Raw genomic sequence first — 14,272 nt, forward strand, 5'->3', positions numbered from 1 at the left:
GTGGTGGTACAGACAAAGCTACAATTTGAAAAGACTTATCGCCATGCGCCTTCGCCTGAGGGCCTTGACTGCCACGCTCGATTGGCCGCTCCGCCGGCAGCGCCGCGCCCGATCGCCGTCAAGCGCATTTGTATCGATTTGTTAGCGATGCACGCGCACGCGGTTATCACAACGTCTTGTTGCGATGTCCGCACCCTCCATAATTCACAGTTTGTCAAAGCTTTGCGGCGAGGTTCCGCAATCGGCGCCCGCCTTGGGGCCAAGCCTGCAGGGCGAGGGATGCGGACGTATCTGAGCTCATATTTCTCAAAATTGTTCGCCGGCGATCTCGCCGCGTTCGGCGGACCGGCAACGGACGAGACGGGCGCCGGCTATATCCGCTCTGAGCAGATGTCGCTTGTGCTCGGCCATGCCGTCGGCTTCATGCTGGCCAACGTCTGCAACGCGACCATACTTGCGATCGCGCTCTGGCACTCGGCGGACTGGCTTCCTGCCACCATCTGGACCGCGACCGTGGCCGGCGGCGCGATATGGCTCGGATGGCAGTCACGCGCGTCGCGACGAATTGCAAAGCCGCAGTTCGTCTCTCGCCGCACCATGCATCGATTGGTACAAAACGCACTCGTGCTGGGATCCGCGTGGGCGATCGTTCCGGTGGCGTTCTTTGCCAACGCCTCCAACGGCGGCCAACTGGTGATTACCTGTCTTTGCGCCGGAATGCTTGCGGGCGGCGCGCTCGCCTTCGCCACCATTCCGATCGCCACCATCGCCTTTACCACGCCGATCTTTATCGGCTCCACGATCTGCCTGTACAGGATTGGCGACTTCGTCTACCTGCTGGTTGCAATCCTGCTCGCGATCTATGGCTTCGTGCTGCTCCGCGCCGTGTTCGTTAATTCCTTCGAATTCACACGGCGCATCATCACCCAGCTCGAGGCGGAGCGGACCGTGCGGCGGGATCTGCTGACGGGGCTGCCCAACCGAATTGCCTTCAACGAAACCCTGGAAGCCGCGCTTGACCGGCTGGCACGCACCGGCGAGGAGTTTGCCGTGCTGCTGCTCGATCTCGATCGCTTCAAGGAGGTGAACGACAAGTTCGGCCATCCCGCCGGGGACGAGTTTCTGGTCCAGGCGGCTGCGCGACTGCAACGCTGCACCCGCACCACCGAACATGTTGCACGCATCGGTGGCGACGAGTTCGCGCTGATCATGGCCAATCTGACCAGGCCGAAAGACGCCTTCGAGATCGCCGAATGTTTCGTTGCCGCCTTCGACGATCCGTTCGTGATCGATGGACGCGAAGCGTTCGGGGCAACCAGCGTCGGCATCGTGCTGGCGCCGCGCGACGGCAATACGCCCCACGACCTCATGAAACATGTCGACATCGCGCTGTATCGCGCCAAGAAGGCAGGACCCGGCACGATCTGCTTCTTCGAACCCGGCGACGACAAGTCGGCGCGCGATCGCCTGGCGTTGCGGCGGGATCTGGAAGGGGCAATCGAGCGCGACGAGTTGTTCCTGGTGTATCAGCCATTCATCGAGATCGGCGAGAACCGCATCACCGGGTTCGAAGCACTGCTGCGCTGGCGGCATCCCGAGCGCGGACTGGTTTCGCCCAGCGACTTCATCCCGATCGCGGAAGAGACCGGGCTGATCCACCAGATCGGCGAGTGGGTGGTCCGCCGCGCCTGCCTGACGCTTGCCGAATGGCCCGACGACATCCGCGTGGCTGTGAATTTCTCCGCGGTGCAGTTCAACAATGCCGGCATCCTGCAGACGATCGTGCAGGCGCTTGCGCAAGCCGGCGTGCGCCCCGATCGGCTCGAGATCGAGATCACGGAATCGATGCTGATCGCAAAGTATGGATCGGCCTTGTCGATCCTGAACTCGCTGTTGGATTTGGGAGTGACGGTTGCGCTCGACGATTTCGGCACCGGCTTCTCCTCCCTGACATACTTGCGCAAACTGCCTTTCAGCCGCATCAAGATCGACCAATCCTTCATCCGCGACATGCTGGTGCAGCCCGACTGCGCCGCAATCGTCAAATCCGTGATCGGGCTTGCGCGGGAGCTGCGCATCGGCGTGGTGGCGGAAGGCGTTGAGACGGCCGACCAGCTCGAATATCTGCGCCAGACGAACTGCGACGAAGCCCAGGGCTATTTCATTGGCCGGCCGGTTCCGGCCGAACAGATCCCTGCTCTGCTCGACAAGATGCAGCGCTCGATCCACGCGGCCTAGATTGGACGCCAACCCGCTCCAACTTGCCCCGCCGCTCCGTCCGCCTGTCCATTTATGGTGACGCCGCGGACGCTTGACGCGTCGCCCTGCTCTGTCTTCAAGAGCGGCCAGATCTTTTGCGACTGCGAAATGGCATCCGCGATACCAGGGCCAGTCACGTCGGACACCGCAAGGCACGTCGTCACATCGTGGAACTCTAGAACGGAAAAAATCGATTTTCGATTGACAGCAATGGTCGAGCCCGTCAATCTCCACCGCCATGAACGGCATCGAGTTGAGTTTTCGTGAGGGATTTGGCGAAGAGCGGCCGCGCAGCCTGACGTCTGCGGTGCAGGAGCGGCTGCGCGCGGACATCCTTTCGACCCGGCTCTTGCCCGGCCAGAAGCTCCACATCGCGGGTCTCGCCAAACAGTTTTCCGTCAGCCTCGCAGCGGTGCGCGAGGCGCTGTCGCGGCTGGTGGCGGATGGGTTGGTGCAGGCCTCCGACCAGCGCGGCTTTCGCGTCAGCCCGGTCTCGCTCGCCGATCTCGCCGACGTCACGCAGACGCGGATCGATATCGAAGGACTGGCGCTGCGGCGTTCGATCGAACGCGGCGACGCGGCCTGGCTCGCGGCTGTCGAGGCCGCCTGGGAGGCGCTGAAGGCGGTGCCCTACCGCTATCCCGATCAGCCGGGCGTGCACTATGAAGAATGGGTGGTGCGCCACCGCGTTTTTCATCGCGCGCTCGTCAATGCCTGCGGCTCGCGGTGGCTGCTCGGCTTTCGTGACGAATTGCACGAGCAGAGTGAGCGCTATCGCCGGCTGTCGATCCGGCGCGAGGTCGGCAAGCCGCGCGATGTCGAAGCCGAGCACGCCGCGATTGTCGAAGCCGTACGCAGGCGCGACGCGGATGCCGCCGTCATCGCGCTGTCCAAGCACTTCACGGTCACCATGGAATTCGTCGAGCTCGCCGCGCCCCGGATCTCGGAGGTGAACGGCACGAACTGAAGGCCGGGAGCAGTTCCCGGAAACAAACAGCCATCCCGGAGGAAACAGAACTATGCCCATGTCCCGCCGCCATGCCCTGGCGTCGCTCGTCGCCGTCACCGTGCTCGCTGCGCCTGTCGCCGCCTCCGCGGCCGAGACGATTCGCGTCGGACTGCCGACCAAGACCTATTGGCCGACGACGATCGCCGAGACCGCCGTGCGGCAGAAGCTGTTCGAAAAGGAAGGCATCAACGCCGAACTGACCATCTACCGCGGCGGTGCGGAGACCTTCGAGGCGATGGCGGCAGGTGCTGCCGACATCATTCTCGATCCGCCCTCGCTGGTGTCAGCCGGACGCAAGAAGGGCGTGATGTCGAAACTCGTTGCCAACGCCGCGATGGGCAGCTTCGGCTGGCAACTGATGGTGCCGGTCAAGTCGACGCTCGAGGTGAAGGATCTGAACGGCAAGAAAGTCGCGATCACCTCGGCCGGCTCCGGCTCCGACCTGCTCGCGCTGTGGACCGCGCAGGACAAGAAGCTCGAATTCACCCGCGTGCCGGTCGGCGGTGGCGGCCTGGTGCCGAACCTGCTCGCGGGCAATGTCGATGCCGCCGTGGTCTATTCGCCGCTCAGCTTCCAGATTGCGAAATCGGGCGAGGCACGCACCATTCTCGACTACGCCACGGCGGTGCCGCCGAATCTGAGCGCCGGCTGGATCGTGCTCGACAAATATGCCGATGCCAAGCCCGAGGTGGTGCAGAAGGCCGTCAACGCGCTCTACGGCGCGCTGCAATTCATGCGCGCCAACCGCGACACGACGGTGAAGCTGATCTCTGAGCTTTACGAGATGCCGGCCGAGATCGCCGCGCTGGAATATGAGAACACGATTCTGAAGCTGGAGACCGACGGCAACATGGGTGCCGCGAACGTGCCCGCCGCCGTGCAGCTTTCGCTCGATCTCGCCAAGCTCGGCGGGCTCAAGGACATCGTGCCGGTGGAGGAGATCATCTCCACCAAGTTCAAGCCGGTGCCGACGAAGTTCTGAGATGCAGGGCACACTTGCCATAAAGCTGGCGCGGATCGCGATCGTGGTCGCGATCTTTGCGCTGTGGGAATTGCTGTCGCGCACCGGCATCGTCAATCCGCGGCTGCTGCCGTCGGCGTCCGACACGCTGGTGACGCTCGGCGATCTCCTGCAGCGCGCCGCCGTGCGCAAGGATCTGATGGTGACGGCGACCGAAGTGCTGGCCGCGTTCGCGCTCGCGGTCCCCTCAGGCGCGCTGATCGGGTTCCTGATCGCGGAAAACCGCTACTTTGCGGAAGTGGCAAAGCCGCTCTTGTTCTTCGCCTTCAGCATCCCGAAATCGATCTTCCTGCCGATGTTCATCCTGGTGTTCGGCGTCGGCTTCTCGCAGAAGGTCGGGTTCGGTTTCTTCTCGACCATCTTCATCGTGATCATGTCGACCACGACGGCGGTGGAGTCGGTGAAGGTGGAGCATTTGACGGTCGCCCGCTCCTATGGCGCGACGCCCGCGCAGACCGCGTTCCGCGTCTATCTGCCGAGCATGCTGCCGGTGCTGCTGGAGGCGTTGCGGATCTCCATGATCTTCAACCTGACCGGCGTCATCCTCGCTGAAATGTACGCCTCGCGCGACGGCATCGGCCACCAGATCGCGACCTGGGGCGAGAACTTCCAGATGAAGCAATTGCTGGCGGGCGTGGTGATGGTCGCGGCGATCGCGATGACCTTCAACGAACTGATCAGATGGGTGGAAACGCGATGCAGCCATTGGCGAACGTGACACCGCTAAAGCCGCCGCCGCGCGCCGGCGCGATCGAGGTCAAAAATGTCGGCCAAGTCTTCAAGACGTCGACGCAGGACGTGGTCGCGCTCGACAATGTCTCGCTCGAGATCAAGCCGGGCCGCTTCGTCGTGCTGGTCGGCCCGAGCGGCTGCGGCAAGTCGACGCTTTTGATGATGATGGCCGGCCTGCGCCAGCAGACCACGGGCACCATCACCATCAACGGCGCGCCGATCCCCAAGCCCGACCCGGACCGCGTCGGCGTGGTGTTCCAGGAAGCGAGCCTGTTTCCATGGCTGACCGCGGAGGAGAATGTCGAGTTTCCGCTGGCGCTGCGCGGCGTCGCCAAGAGCGAACGCCGCGCCAAGGCGCAGGAGGCGCTGAAGCTGGTCGGGCTCGATGGTTTCGGCAAACGTCATCCGCATGAATTGTCCGGCGGCATGAAGCAGCGCGTCTCGATCGCCCGCGGCCTGGTGCAGGATCCGCCGGTGCTGTTGATGGACGAGCCGTTCGCCGCGCTCGACGAGCAGACCCGCATGACCATGGGCGACGAATTGCTCCGCATCTGGTCCGCGACCGGCAAGACCGTCGTGTTCGTCACCCACAGCCTGACCGAGGCGGTCTACCTCGCCGACGAAGTGATCGTGATGTCGGCGCGGCCCGGCCGCATCGTCGACCATCTGCAGGTGCCGCTGCCGCGGCCGCGCACCTATGAGATGCTGAGCGGCGATGCCTTCGGCACGCTGCGCGACCGCATCTGGCGGCATATCCGCAAATCGGCGTGAGGCTTCGATGAGCGCCAAGACGCTGCGGCATCTGATCGTGATCGGCCTGATTGCGCTGTGGGAAATCCTGCCGCGCACCGGCCTCATTCCGGAACTGTTCCTGCCGTCGCTTTCCTCGACGCTGAGGGCCGGATGGAACGAGGCGCCGGAATATGGTCACGCGCTGGCGGTGACGCTCTACGAGGTCGCGATCTCGATGGCGTTCGCCTGCGGCGGCGGCATCCTGCTCGGCGCCATCGTTGGCAGCGTGCCGCGGCCGCGCGTGCTGATCATGCCGATGGTCTCGAGCCTCTATGCGGTGCCGCTGGTGATCCTCTATCCCGTGTTCACGGTGTGGCTCGGCATCGGCACGGAATCCAAGATCGCCTTCGCCTCGATCTACGGTTTCCTGCCGACGATGCTCGCAACCGCAGCCGGCATCCAGACCATCGACCCGCAGCTCATACTTGCCGCGCGCAGCATGGGCGCAACGATGAGCCAGCGCCTCGTCCGCGTCATCATCCCGGCGGCGATCCCGACCGTGCTGTCGGGCCTGCGCGTCGGCGGCGCGCTCGTCATCGTCGGCGTGGTGGTGTCGGAGATGCTGATCTCGTCCGCCGGCATCGGCTACCTGATCTCGCGCTACCGCACCATCCTGGACAGCCCGCATGTCTTTGCCGGCGTGCTGCTGGTGCTGTTCATGGCGATGGCCTTCAATGCCTTGATCAAGTGGATCGAGCGCAAGGCCGCGATCTGGCAGACCGGCACCCGCGCCGGCCAGAGCGCCGCCGACGACATCGGGTCCGGTGCCGTGCAGCCAGCGACGTAAGGGATGCCAGCGTGTTCGACCTGACACTGAGTTTCGACAATGGCCCGGAGCCTGAGGTCACGCCGCGCGTGCTCGACATCCTGCGCGAGCGCGACATCAAGACGACGTTCTTCGTGATCGGCGAAAAGCTTGGCGATCCCGCACGACGCAGGCTTGCGGTCCGCGCTCACGACGACGGCCACTGGATCGGCAACCACACCTTCACCCACAGCATTCCGCTCGGCCTGCAACCTGATGCGGATACGGCGGAGAACGAGATCGGCCGCACGCAGGCCGCGATCGGCGCCCTCGCCCATCCGCAGCGCTGGTTCCGGCCGTTCGGCGGCGGCGGCAATCTCGACAACCGGCTGCTCAAGCCGTCCGTGGTCGATTACCTCAAGCGCAACAAACATAGCTGCGTGCTCTGGAATGCGATCCCGCGCGACTGGAACGATCCGGACGGCTGGGTCGACCGCGCACTCGATCAATGCCGTTCGCAGCCCTGGACGTTGATGGTGGTGCACGACCTGCCGACCGGCGCGATGGAGCATCTCGAGGATTTCCTCGATCGCGCCGCCGCCCTTGGTGCCCGCTTCCGCCAGGAGTTTCCGCCCGACTGCGTCCCGATCCGTTCGGGCGAGATCGTGCTGCCTATCGACGCCTACGTTTCCTCCATCGAAGAAAGAGTCAAATCATGAAGATCGCAAGTTTCAAGGCGGCCAATGTCGCAAGCTACGGCACCGTCACCGACGCCGGCGTGATCGACGCCGGCAAGTGGCTGAAGGACTTTCCCACGCTGAAGGCGCTGCTTGCGAAAGGCTCGCTCGAGGAGCTGAAGAAGCTGCAGGGCGAACGCGCGGACTATGCGCTCAAGGAGGTCGAGTTGCTGCCGACCGTGCCCGATCCCGACAAGATCCTCTGCATCGGCGTCAACTACGCCACGCACCTTGCCGAGAGCGGCCATCCGACGCCGCCGCATCCGATGATCTTCACCCGCTTCGCCAACAGCCAGGTCGGCGCCGGCCAGCCGATGATCCGGCCGCTGGAGTCCGAGCGTTTCGACTATGAAGGCGAGATGGCTGTCATCATCGGCAAGGCCGGCCGGCGGATTTCGCGCGAGGCTGCGCTTTCGCATGTGGCCGGCTACGCCTGCTACAATGACGGCAGCATCCGCGACTGGCAGCGCCACACCTCGCAGTTCGCGCCGGGCAAGAATTTCGTCGGCACCGGCGCCTTCGGCCCGTGGATGGTGACGACGGATGAGATATCAGACATCAGCAAGCAGAGCATCGCCACCCGCCTCAACGGCGTCGAGGTGCAGGCCGCACCGATCTCGGACCTCGTGTTCGACGTCCCTGCCCTGATCGCCTACTGCTCAACCTTCACCGAGCTTGCGCCCGGCGACGTCATCGTCACCGGCACCACCGGCGGTGTCGGCGCCTATCGCAACCCGCCGCTCTGGATGAAGGAAGGCGACGTGGTCGAGGTCGAGATTTCCGGCATCGGCGTGCTGCGCAATCCCGTCAAGGACGAAGCCGCGGCCGCAGCGACGCGTGCGGCCTGAAGCCGAACCAAGAACAACAAGGAGACTATCATGAACCTCCCGACGCATCTCTTGCCGACCACCGTGGTCGGCAGCTACCCGCAGCCGGAATGGCTGGTCGATCGCGCCATGCTGTCAAAGGTCGTGCCGCGCACCCGCCTGCATGCGATGTGGCGGTTGCCGGCCGAGCACTTGGAAGAAGCGCAGGACGATGCAACCATCGTCGCCATCAGAGACATGGAGCGCGCCGGCATCGATATCGTGACCGATGGCGAGATCCGCCGCGAAAGCTATTCCAACCGCTTTGCGACCGCGCTCGAAGGCATCGATGACGAAAATCCCGCTGTCATCACCGCTCGCACCGGCAGCACGCAAACGCCGGTGCCGCGCGTGGTCGGCCCGGTGAAGCGGACGCGCGCCGTCGAGCTGCATGACATGCAGTTCCTGCGGCAGAACACCGACCGCGCGGCCAAGATCACCCTGCCCGGCCCGTTCACCATGAGCCAGCAGGCCAAGAACGAGTTCTACAAGGACGATGAGGAACTCGCGATGGCCTTCGCGGAAGCCGTCAACGCCGAGGCGCTCGACCTGCAGAAGGCCGGCGCCGACGTGATCCAGCTCGACGAGCCCTGGGTGCGCAACAATCCGGACCTCGCCAAGCGCTATGCCGTGAAGGCGATCAACCGCGCCCTTCAAGGCATCACGGTGCCCACCGTCGTGCATCTCTGCTTCGGCTATGCCGCGGTTGTGCCGGGCTCGAACAAGCCGGCCGGCTATTCCTTCCTCGGCGAGCTCAACGACACCACGGCCGACCAGATCTCGATCGAGGCCGCGCAGCCGAAGCTCGATCTCGGCGTGCTCAAGGAGCTCTCGTCGAAGAAGATCATGCTTGGCGTGCTTGACCTCGGCAATCCGGAGATCGAGTCGGTGGAGACGGTCGCGGGACGCATCCGCAATGGCCTGAAGCAAGTGCCAGCCGAACGGCTGGTGGTCGCGCCCGACTGCGGCATGAAGTACATGCCGCGCCACGTTGCGTTCGGAAAGCTGAAGTCGATGTGCGACGCCGCCGCGCTGGTGCGGAAAGAGATCGGCGGTTGATGCGATCACATCCGCCGCTTGCGCCCGTAGGCGGCGGATAGAGATTGGGCCTTACGACTGCGATGCCGAGCGCGTGGCTGCGGCCTGCGGTGGGCGGTCGTTGAGCCGGACCACGACGACGATCCGCTTGATTTCGCCGTTGCGGTAGGCCTTCAGGAAATGGTCGTAGTTCTTGATCGAGACGCAGCCGTTGGAATCGCCGTTCGGGCCGAGCATGTAGGGGTGGGCCAGCAGGCCGGCGCGGCCGAACGTATCCGTGCCATCGACCGGGGTCATGCGCAGCGCCGGCACGCCATGGAACAGCTTCTCGCGCGGCTTCATCTCGTAGATGCCGGGCGGCGTCGCGCCGGCGTTGCGGGCAGTCACACGGGAAGGATCATCCATCAGGCTGCCAAGTCCCGAATGCGCCTCGAGCTTGGTGCCGTCAGGCATGTAAACGGTGCGCGCCGTGATGTCATAGACAGCGGTCGTGCTGTCATAGCCGAGCGTCGTCAGGCTCGGCCCGGTGCCGGGAAGGATTCCGCCATTCGGCTCGAGGGACGCCAGTTGCACCCGTCCTGGCACCCAGTCGGTGATCTTCTGCCAAATGGAGCGTTCCTCCGCCTGCGCGACGGGTGCCGGAGCGGGCGGCAGATCGTTCTTGACCTGCAGGTTCGCATCGACCGGGCGCGACCGCGGCAGCGGAATCGCGGCGACCGTGGAAGACGGCGCCGGGTTGGGCGGGCTGGCTTGCACGGGTTCATCAGTCTGGGTGTCGCGAAGCTGCTCGGTCAGCGAACCCTGGATATGGGCGAATTCCGCATTGAAATCGTTACGGCTGCCACGAAGCATCGGGCGCGAGGGATAGTAGATAAAGGCGGAATCGAGCGTCGAGCGCGCCCCGAACCGATCGTTGAAGGAAATCGCCGCGGACGTGTTCGCCAAGGCCGAACCGCGCAGCAAATCCAAGGGGTTAATCTCTGTGATCCAGACGGCAAGGGCAGACGCCAACGCAAACGAGGCGACAGAAAATGTCGCCTTGCCCACCCATCGAGCACCACCCCGCGGGCGCTCGGCTGCACCTGTCCCAATATGACCCATCTAACCCCGGTTCGGCGCACCGGAGCCTCTGACGGGCTCCAGAAGGGATTCACCGAATGACCGGGGATATCACGGAACAAGACTTGGGCACAATCGAGACCAAATACCCGGTCACCCCCGAAAAGTGATGACGGAAAGGCCCGCGCAAGCCGGGCTTAGGGAGCCAGATACCGCAGCAGTTCCGGGTCGTCCCTGATGGCGGCGGCCGGGCCCTGCAGCGCGACGCGGCCGCGATCGAGGACATAGGCGTAGTCGGCCACCCGCAGCGCAAGGTCGAGGTGCTGCTCGACGATGACGACCGCGATGTCCTTTGCCAGTTCGATCAGGCGCTCGGTGATCTCCTCGATCACACCGATCCAGACGCCCTCGGTCGGCTCATCCAGCAGCAGCAGTTTCGGGTCGCCGAGCATCGCGCGGCCGATCGCCAGCATCTTGCGCTCGCCGCCCGATAGCGTGCCGGCGGGCTGGTCCAGTCGCTGGGCCAACTTCGGAAAGATCGCCAGCACCCGATCGATGGCGGCGGCGTCCCGATTGTAGAGCGCGCCGACCGCAAGATTATCGCGCACGGACAGCCGCGCGAACACCGAATACTCCTGCGGCACATAGCCGATGCCGAGCCGCACGCGCTCCTCGGTCGGGCGGCGGCCGATATCCTTGCCGTCGAACTTGAGCTCGCCATTGGACAGGCCCAGTTCGCCGACGATGGTCTTCATCAGCGTGGTCTTGCCGGCACCGTTGCGGCCGAGCACGGCGACACCGCCGCGCCAGGGAATGCCCATATTGACGTCGAACAGGACCTGGCTGCGGCCATAGCCGGCGTCGAGATTGATGATATCGAGGAACTGGCTGTCAGGCACGGCGCAGATAGATCTCCTGTACGTCCGGGCTCGCCTGGATCTCGGCGACGGTGCCGCTCTCAAGCACCCGACCCTGGTCGAGCACGGTGAGCCGATCGCAGATGTCGCGGATGAAATCGAGGTCGTGCTCGACGATCACGAGCGAGCAATGCGACTTGATCGGCTGCAGCAATTCGCCGGTGACGCGCCGCTCCTCCAGGCTCATGCCGCCGGTCGGCTCGTCCAGCAGCAACAGCCGCGGCTTGCCGGCGAGCGCCATCGCGATCTCCAGCCATTGCTGCTGGCCATGCGACAGCGTCGCCGCCGCGTCATGGGCGCGATCGGCGAGGCGGAACTGAGTGAGCATCGCCATGACCTGGTCGTGCAATATGCCGCGGGTGCGCGACAGCACGAGGTCGAGCAGCGAGCATTGCGCCTGCAGCGCCAGCAGGATGTTGTCGTAAAGCGTCAGCGACGGCAGCACGCTGGTGATCTGGAATTTCAGGCTCATGCCGGCGCGGGCGCGCTCGGTCGGCGACAGCGCGGTGATGTCGCTGCCCGCAAAGTGCACGGTGCCCTCGGTCGGCGTTTCGGCGCCGGCGACGCATTTCATCAGCGTGCTCTTGCCCGAACCGTTCGGGCCGATCAGGCCGTGAAATTCGTTCTCGGAGACCGTCAGCCCCGCGCCGTCAAGCGCGGTCAATTTGCCGAACACCTTCTTGATGCCGGTGGCTTCAAGGAGCGGCATGGCTGCTCCCCTTCGTCTTTCCGCCGAAGCTGCCGACGCGCTCGCGTTCGCCGAGCACGAAGCTGATCAGGCCGAGCGGGCGGAACAGGATCACCAGGAGCAGCAACACGCCGAGGAGGATCGGCCAGATGTCGCGGTAATTGTCTGATAGCCAGAAGCTGACGCCCTCGATGATCACGGCACCGATGACGGCGCCGATCAGCGTGCCCGATCCGCCGAAGAGGACGTAGAGCACGACCTGGGTCGAGATCACGACGCCCAGCATGTTGGGCCAGACGAACCCCTCGTGAAACGCATAGAGACCACCGGCGAGGCCCGCGATGGTGCCGCCGACGGTAAAGACGATCGCCTTCAGATGCTGCGCCTTGTAGCCGAAGAAGGCGATGCGCTGCTCGTTCTCGCGCAGGCCTGCGAGCGCAAGGCCGAATTGCGAGCGCACCAGGAAGCGGCACAGCAGATAGACGACGAGCAGAATGCCGAGCGCGAGATAGTAATAGACCGGCCCCTCCGTAATATCGTAGCTGCCGAGCGACATCGGCGGGATCGAAGGAATGCCGTTCTGCCCGCCGAGATAATACCAGCCGCGCGCCAGGCGATCGGCGGCATAGGACCCGGTGAGGGTGCCGAGCGCGACGAAGATCATGCTCGACGGATTCCGGCCGAGCAACAGGAAGCAGCCGAGCAGGAGCGAGAATATCAACCCGATCAGCATCGCCGCCGGCAGCACCAGGAAGATCGAAGTGACGTTGAGATCGCGCGCCAGCAGCGCCACGCCGTAGCCCGCCGAGCCGAAGAACAGCGCCTGGCCAAAGCTCATGATGCCGGCATAGCCCCAGACGAGGTCGAACGACAGCGCGAACAGCGCGAGGATGATGACGCGGGTGGCGAAGACGGTCAGATAATCCTGCAGCACCAGCGGCAGGAAGACTGCGACCAGCAGCGCCAGGACTTCCACGATCGGCAGGACCCTGCGCGGCGTTCTGGCCTGTGACGCCAGCGCGGCGGTCGCGCCGCGTTCAGCCTTCGAGATGTCCGGCCGTTCGTCGATCCCCGTACGAACCGCCTGCTCGGTTGCGCCCATTCTTGACTCAGCATTCCTTGGGGTCGACGAGCCCGCTGCTGCGGGCCACGATCTCGTACACGCCGCCCTTGGCGACGGCGGTGTACATGTTCATCTTGCAGTGCCGCTTGCCCGGCACCATCTCGGCGGGACCGCCCGGCCCTTCCGCGATCTTGGCATGATCCAGCGCAGCCGCAACGGAATCGCGATCGACCTTGCCGGCCTCCTTGACGGCGGCTGCCCATAGCTTCAATCCGCGGTAGGTGCCTGTCGCGGCGCTGCCGGCGGCGAACAGGAAGTTGCCGGGGAAGTCCTTCTCGTAGGTCGCCTGGATCTTGGCGCTGACCGGATCGTCCTTGGTCAGCACCTTGAAATAGTCGAGGCAGCTCGCGAGGCCTTCGATCTCGTTGGCCTGGTTGATGTTGAGCGTGTTCTCGTCATAGTAGACGCAGGATAGCCGGCCGCCGTTCTTCAGGAAGCCAGCTTCATAGAGCTGCTTGAAGAACGGACCGACGCCGGGCGGGATTACCGTGTTGAAAACGACGTCGACCTTATTGGAGATGATGCGGTTGACGGTGGCGCTGAAATCGACCTGGTCGAGCGGGTAATATTCCTCGAAGATCACCTCGCCGCCATTGGCCTCGATCACCTTGCGCGCGTAGACGTTCAGCGTATGCGGCCAGACGTAGTTGGCGCTTGGCAGTGCGAAGCGCTTGCCGCCGTTCTTGATCAGCCAGGGGATGAACTCGTCGCATTGCTGCGCAGGCGTCGGGCCGGTGCAGAACAGATAAGGCGTGCACTCCTTGCCCTCATAGAGCTGCGGATAGATGTAGAGCGTCTTGCCGCGGGCGACGATCGGGTCCTTGATTGCGTTGCGCATCGAGCTCGTAATGCCGCCGAGCACGAGATCCACCTTGTCGCGCTGGATCAATTTGCGGACGTTGCCGACCGCGACCGACTCGTTCGACGCGGTGTCCTCGATGAAGAGCTCGATCGGACGGCCAAGCAGGCCGCCGGCATCGTTGATCTCCTTGACCACCATCTTGGCCGTATTGGCGTCGGCATTGCCGGCATAGGCGATCGGTCCGGTCAAGTCGGTGGCGATGCCGACCTTGATCGGGCCTTCGGCCGCATTGGCCCATTCGGGACGGATCACCCAGCTTCCCACGCCGGTCGCGATCGCGGTGGAGGCAAAGGCAAAGTTTTGCAGGAAACGACGCCGGCTTAATTTCAAATAATCGCTACGCATGAGACTAGGCCGTGTGGACAGTTACCTTATCCAGAGCAGAGTGGCGGCAATGGCGACGACGGCGAAGTAGTTTCGCGCG

The 14,272-nt window shown here is 64.2% G+C and carries 14 protein-coding genes; 9 read left to right on the plus strand and 5 right to left on the minus strand.

Features of this window, described 5'->3' with window-relative positions:
- Positions 1-279 precede the first annotated feature (279 nt).
- The 9 genes from AAFX91_RS17005 to AAFX91_RS17045 all read left to right on the plus strand — a co-directional run bounded on the left by AAFX91_RS17005 (position 280) and on the right by AAFX91_RS17045 (position 9,220).
- Positions 280-2,238, plus strand: coding sequence for a putative bifunctional diguanylate cyclase/phosphodiesterase (locus AAFX91_RS17005; RefSeq protein WP_394567201.1), 1,959 nt, complete (start codon positions 280-282; stop codon positions 2,236-2,238).
- Positions 2,239-2,497: 259 nt separating this feature from the next.
- Positions 2,498-3,226 (plus strand): GntR family transcriptional regulator, encoded by a 729-nt coding sequence (locus AAFX91_RS17010; protein ID WP_282529985.1) that lies wholly within the window; start codon positions 2,498-2,500, stop codon positions 3,224-3,226.
- A gap of 52 nt (positions 3,227-3,278) precedes the next feature.
- Positions 3,279-4,250: an ABC transporter substrate-binding protein gene (locus AAFX91_RS17015; protein WP_130576810.1), complete on the plus strand. Its 972-nt coding sequence runs from the start codon at positions 3,279-3,281 to the stop codon at positions 4,248-4,250.
- Between the two features lies 1 nt (position 4,251).
- On the plus strand, positions 4,252-5,007 hold the full coding sequence (locus AAFX91_RS17020) for an ABC transporter permease (RefSeq protein ID WP_130576809.1): 756 nt from the start codon (positions 4,252-4,254) through the stop codon (positions 5,005-5,007).
- Entirely contained in the window at positions 4,986-5,792 is an 807-nt protein-coding gene (locus tag AAFX91_RS17025) for an ABC transporter ATP-binding protein (protein ID WP_245475624.1), read from the plus strand. Before AAFX91_RS17020 ends, AAFX91_RS17025 begins: the two co-directional genes overlap by 22 nt.
- A gap of 7 nt (positions 5,793-5,799) precedes the next feature.
- Positions 5,800-6,600, plus strand: a complete 801-nt coding sequence (locus AAFX91_RS17030) for an ABC transporter permease (RefSeq protein WP_394567202.1) — start codon at positions 5,800-5,802, stop codon at positions 6,598-6,600.
- A gap of 11 nt (positions 6,601-6,611) precedes the next feature.
- On the plus strand, positions 6,612-7,277 hold the full coding sequence (locus AAFX91_RS17035) for a polysaccharide deacetylase family protein (protein WP_130576806.1): 666 nt from the start codon (positions 6,612-6,614) through the stop codon (positions 7,275-7,277).
- The gene (locus tag AAFX91_RS17040; protein ID WP_130576805.1) at positions 7,274-8,143 is read left to right on the plus strand and encodes a fumarylacetoacetate hydrolase family protein; all 870 of its coding nucleotides are present in this window, start codon (positions 7,274-7,276) and stop codon (positions 8,141-8,143) included. The genes AAFX91_RS17035 and AAFX91_RS17040 overlap by 4 nt, the downstream gene beginning before the upstream one ends.
- A 30-nt stretch (positions 8,144-8,173) precedes the next feature.
- Positions 8,174-9,220, plus strand: coding sequence for a uroporphyrinogen decarboxylase family protein (locus AAFX91_RS17045; protein ID WP_130576804.1), 1,047 nt, complete (start codon positions 8,174-8,176; stop codon positions 9,218-9,220).
- A gap of 51 nt (positions 9,221-9,271) precedes the next feature.
- Here the strand turns inward: AAFX91_RS17045 and AAFX91_RS17050 are convergent, their stop codons facing one another.
- The 5 genes from AAFX91_RS17050 to AAFX91_RS17070 form a co-directional block, all read right to left on the minus strand.
- On the minus strand, positions 9,272-10,144 hold the full coding sequence (locus AAFX91_RS17050) for a DUF2778 domain-containing protein (RefSeq protein WP_245475623.1): 873 nt from the start codon (positions 10,142-10,144) through the stop codon (positions 9,272-9,274).
- Positions 10,145-10,455: 311 nt separating this feature from the next.
- Complete coding sequence (locus AAFX91_RS17055; RefSeq protein ID WP_130576802.1) at positions 10,456-11,157, minus strand: ABC transporter ATP-binding protein; 702 nt, start codon at positions 11,155-11,157, stop codon at positions 10,456-10,458.
- Entirely contained in the window at positions 11,150-11,884 is a 735-nt protein-coding gene (locus AAFX91_RS17060; protein WP_130576801.1) for an ABC transporter ATP-binding protein, read from the minus strand. The genes AAFX91_RS17055 and AAFX91_RS17060 overlap by 8 nt, the downstream gene beginning before the upstream one ends.
- On the minus strand, positions 11,871-12,965 hold the full coding sequence (locus AAFX91_RS17065; protein WP_130576800.1) for a branched-chain amino acid ABC transporter permease: 1,095 nt from the start codon (positions 12,963-12,965) through the stop codon (positions 11,871-11,873). The genes AAFX91_RS17060 and AAFX91_RS17065 overlap by 14 nt, the downstream gene beginning before the upstream one ends.
- A gap of 7 nt (positions 12,966-12,972) precedes the next feature.
- Positions 12,973-14,193 (minus strand): substrate-binding protein, encoded by a 1,221-nt coding sequence (locus AAFX91_RS17070; RefSeq protein WP_130576799.1) that lies wholly within the window; start codon positions 14,191-14,193, stop codon positions 12,973-12,975.
- Positions 14,194-14,272 lie beyond the last annotated feature (79 nt).

The sequence above is a fragment of the Bradyrhizobium sp. 31Argb genome (assembly GCF_043638955.1).
Classification (GTDB): Bacteria; Pseudomonadota; Alphaproteobacteria; order Rhizobiales; family Xanthobacteraceae; genus Bradyrhizobium.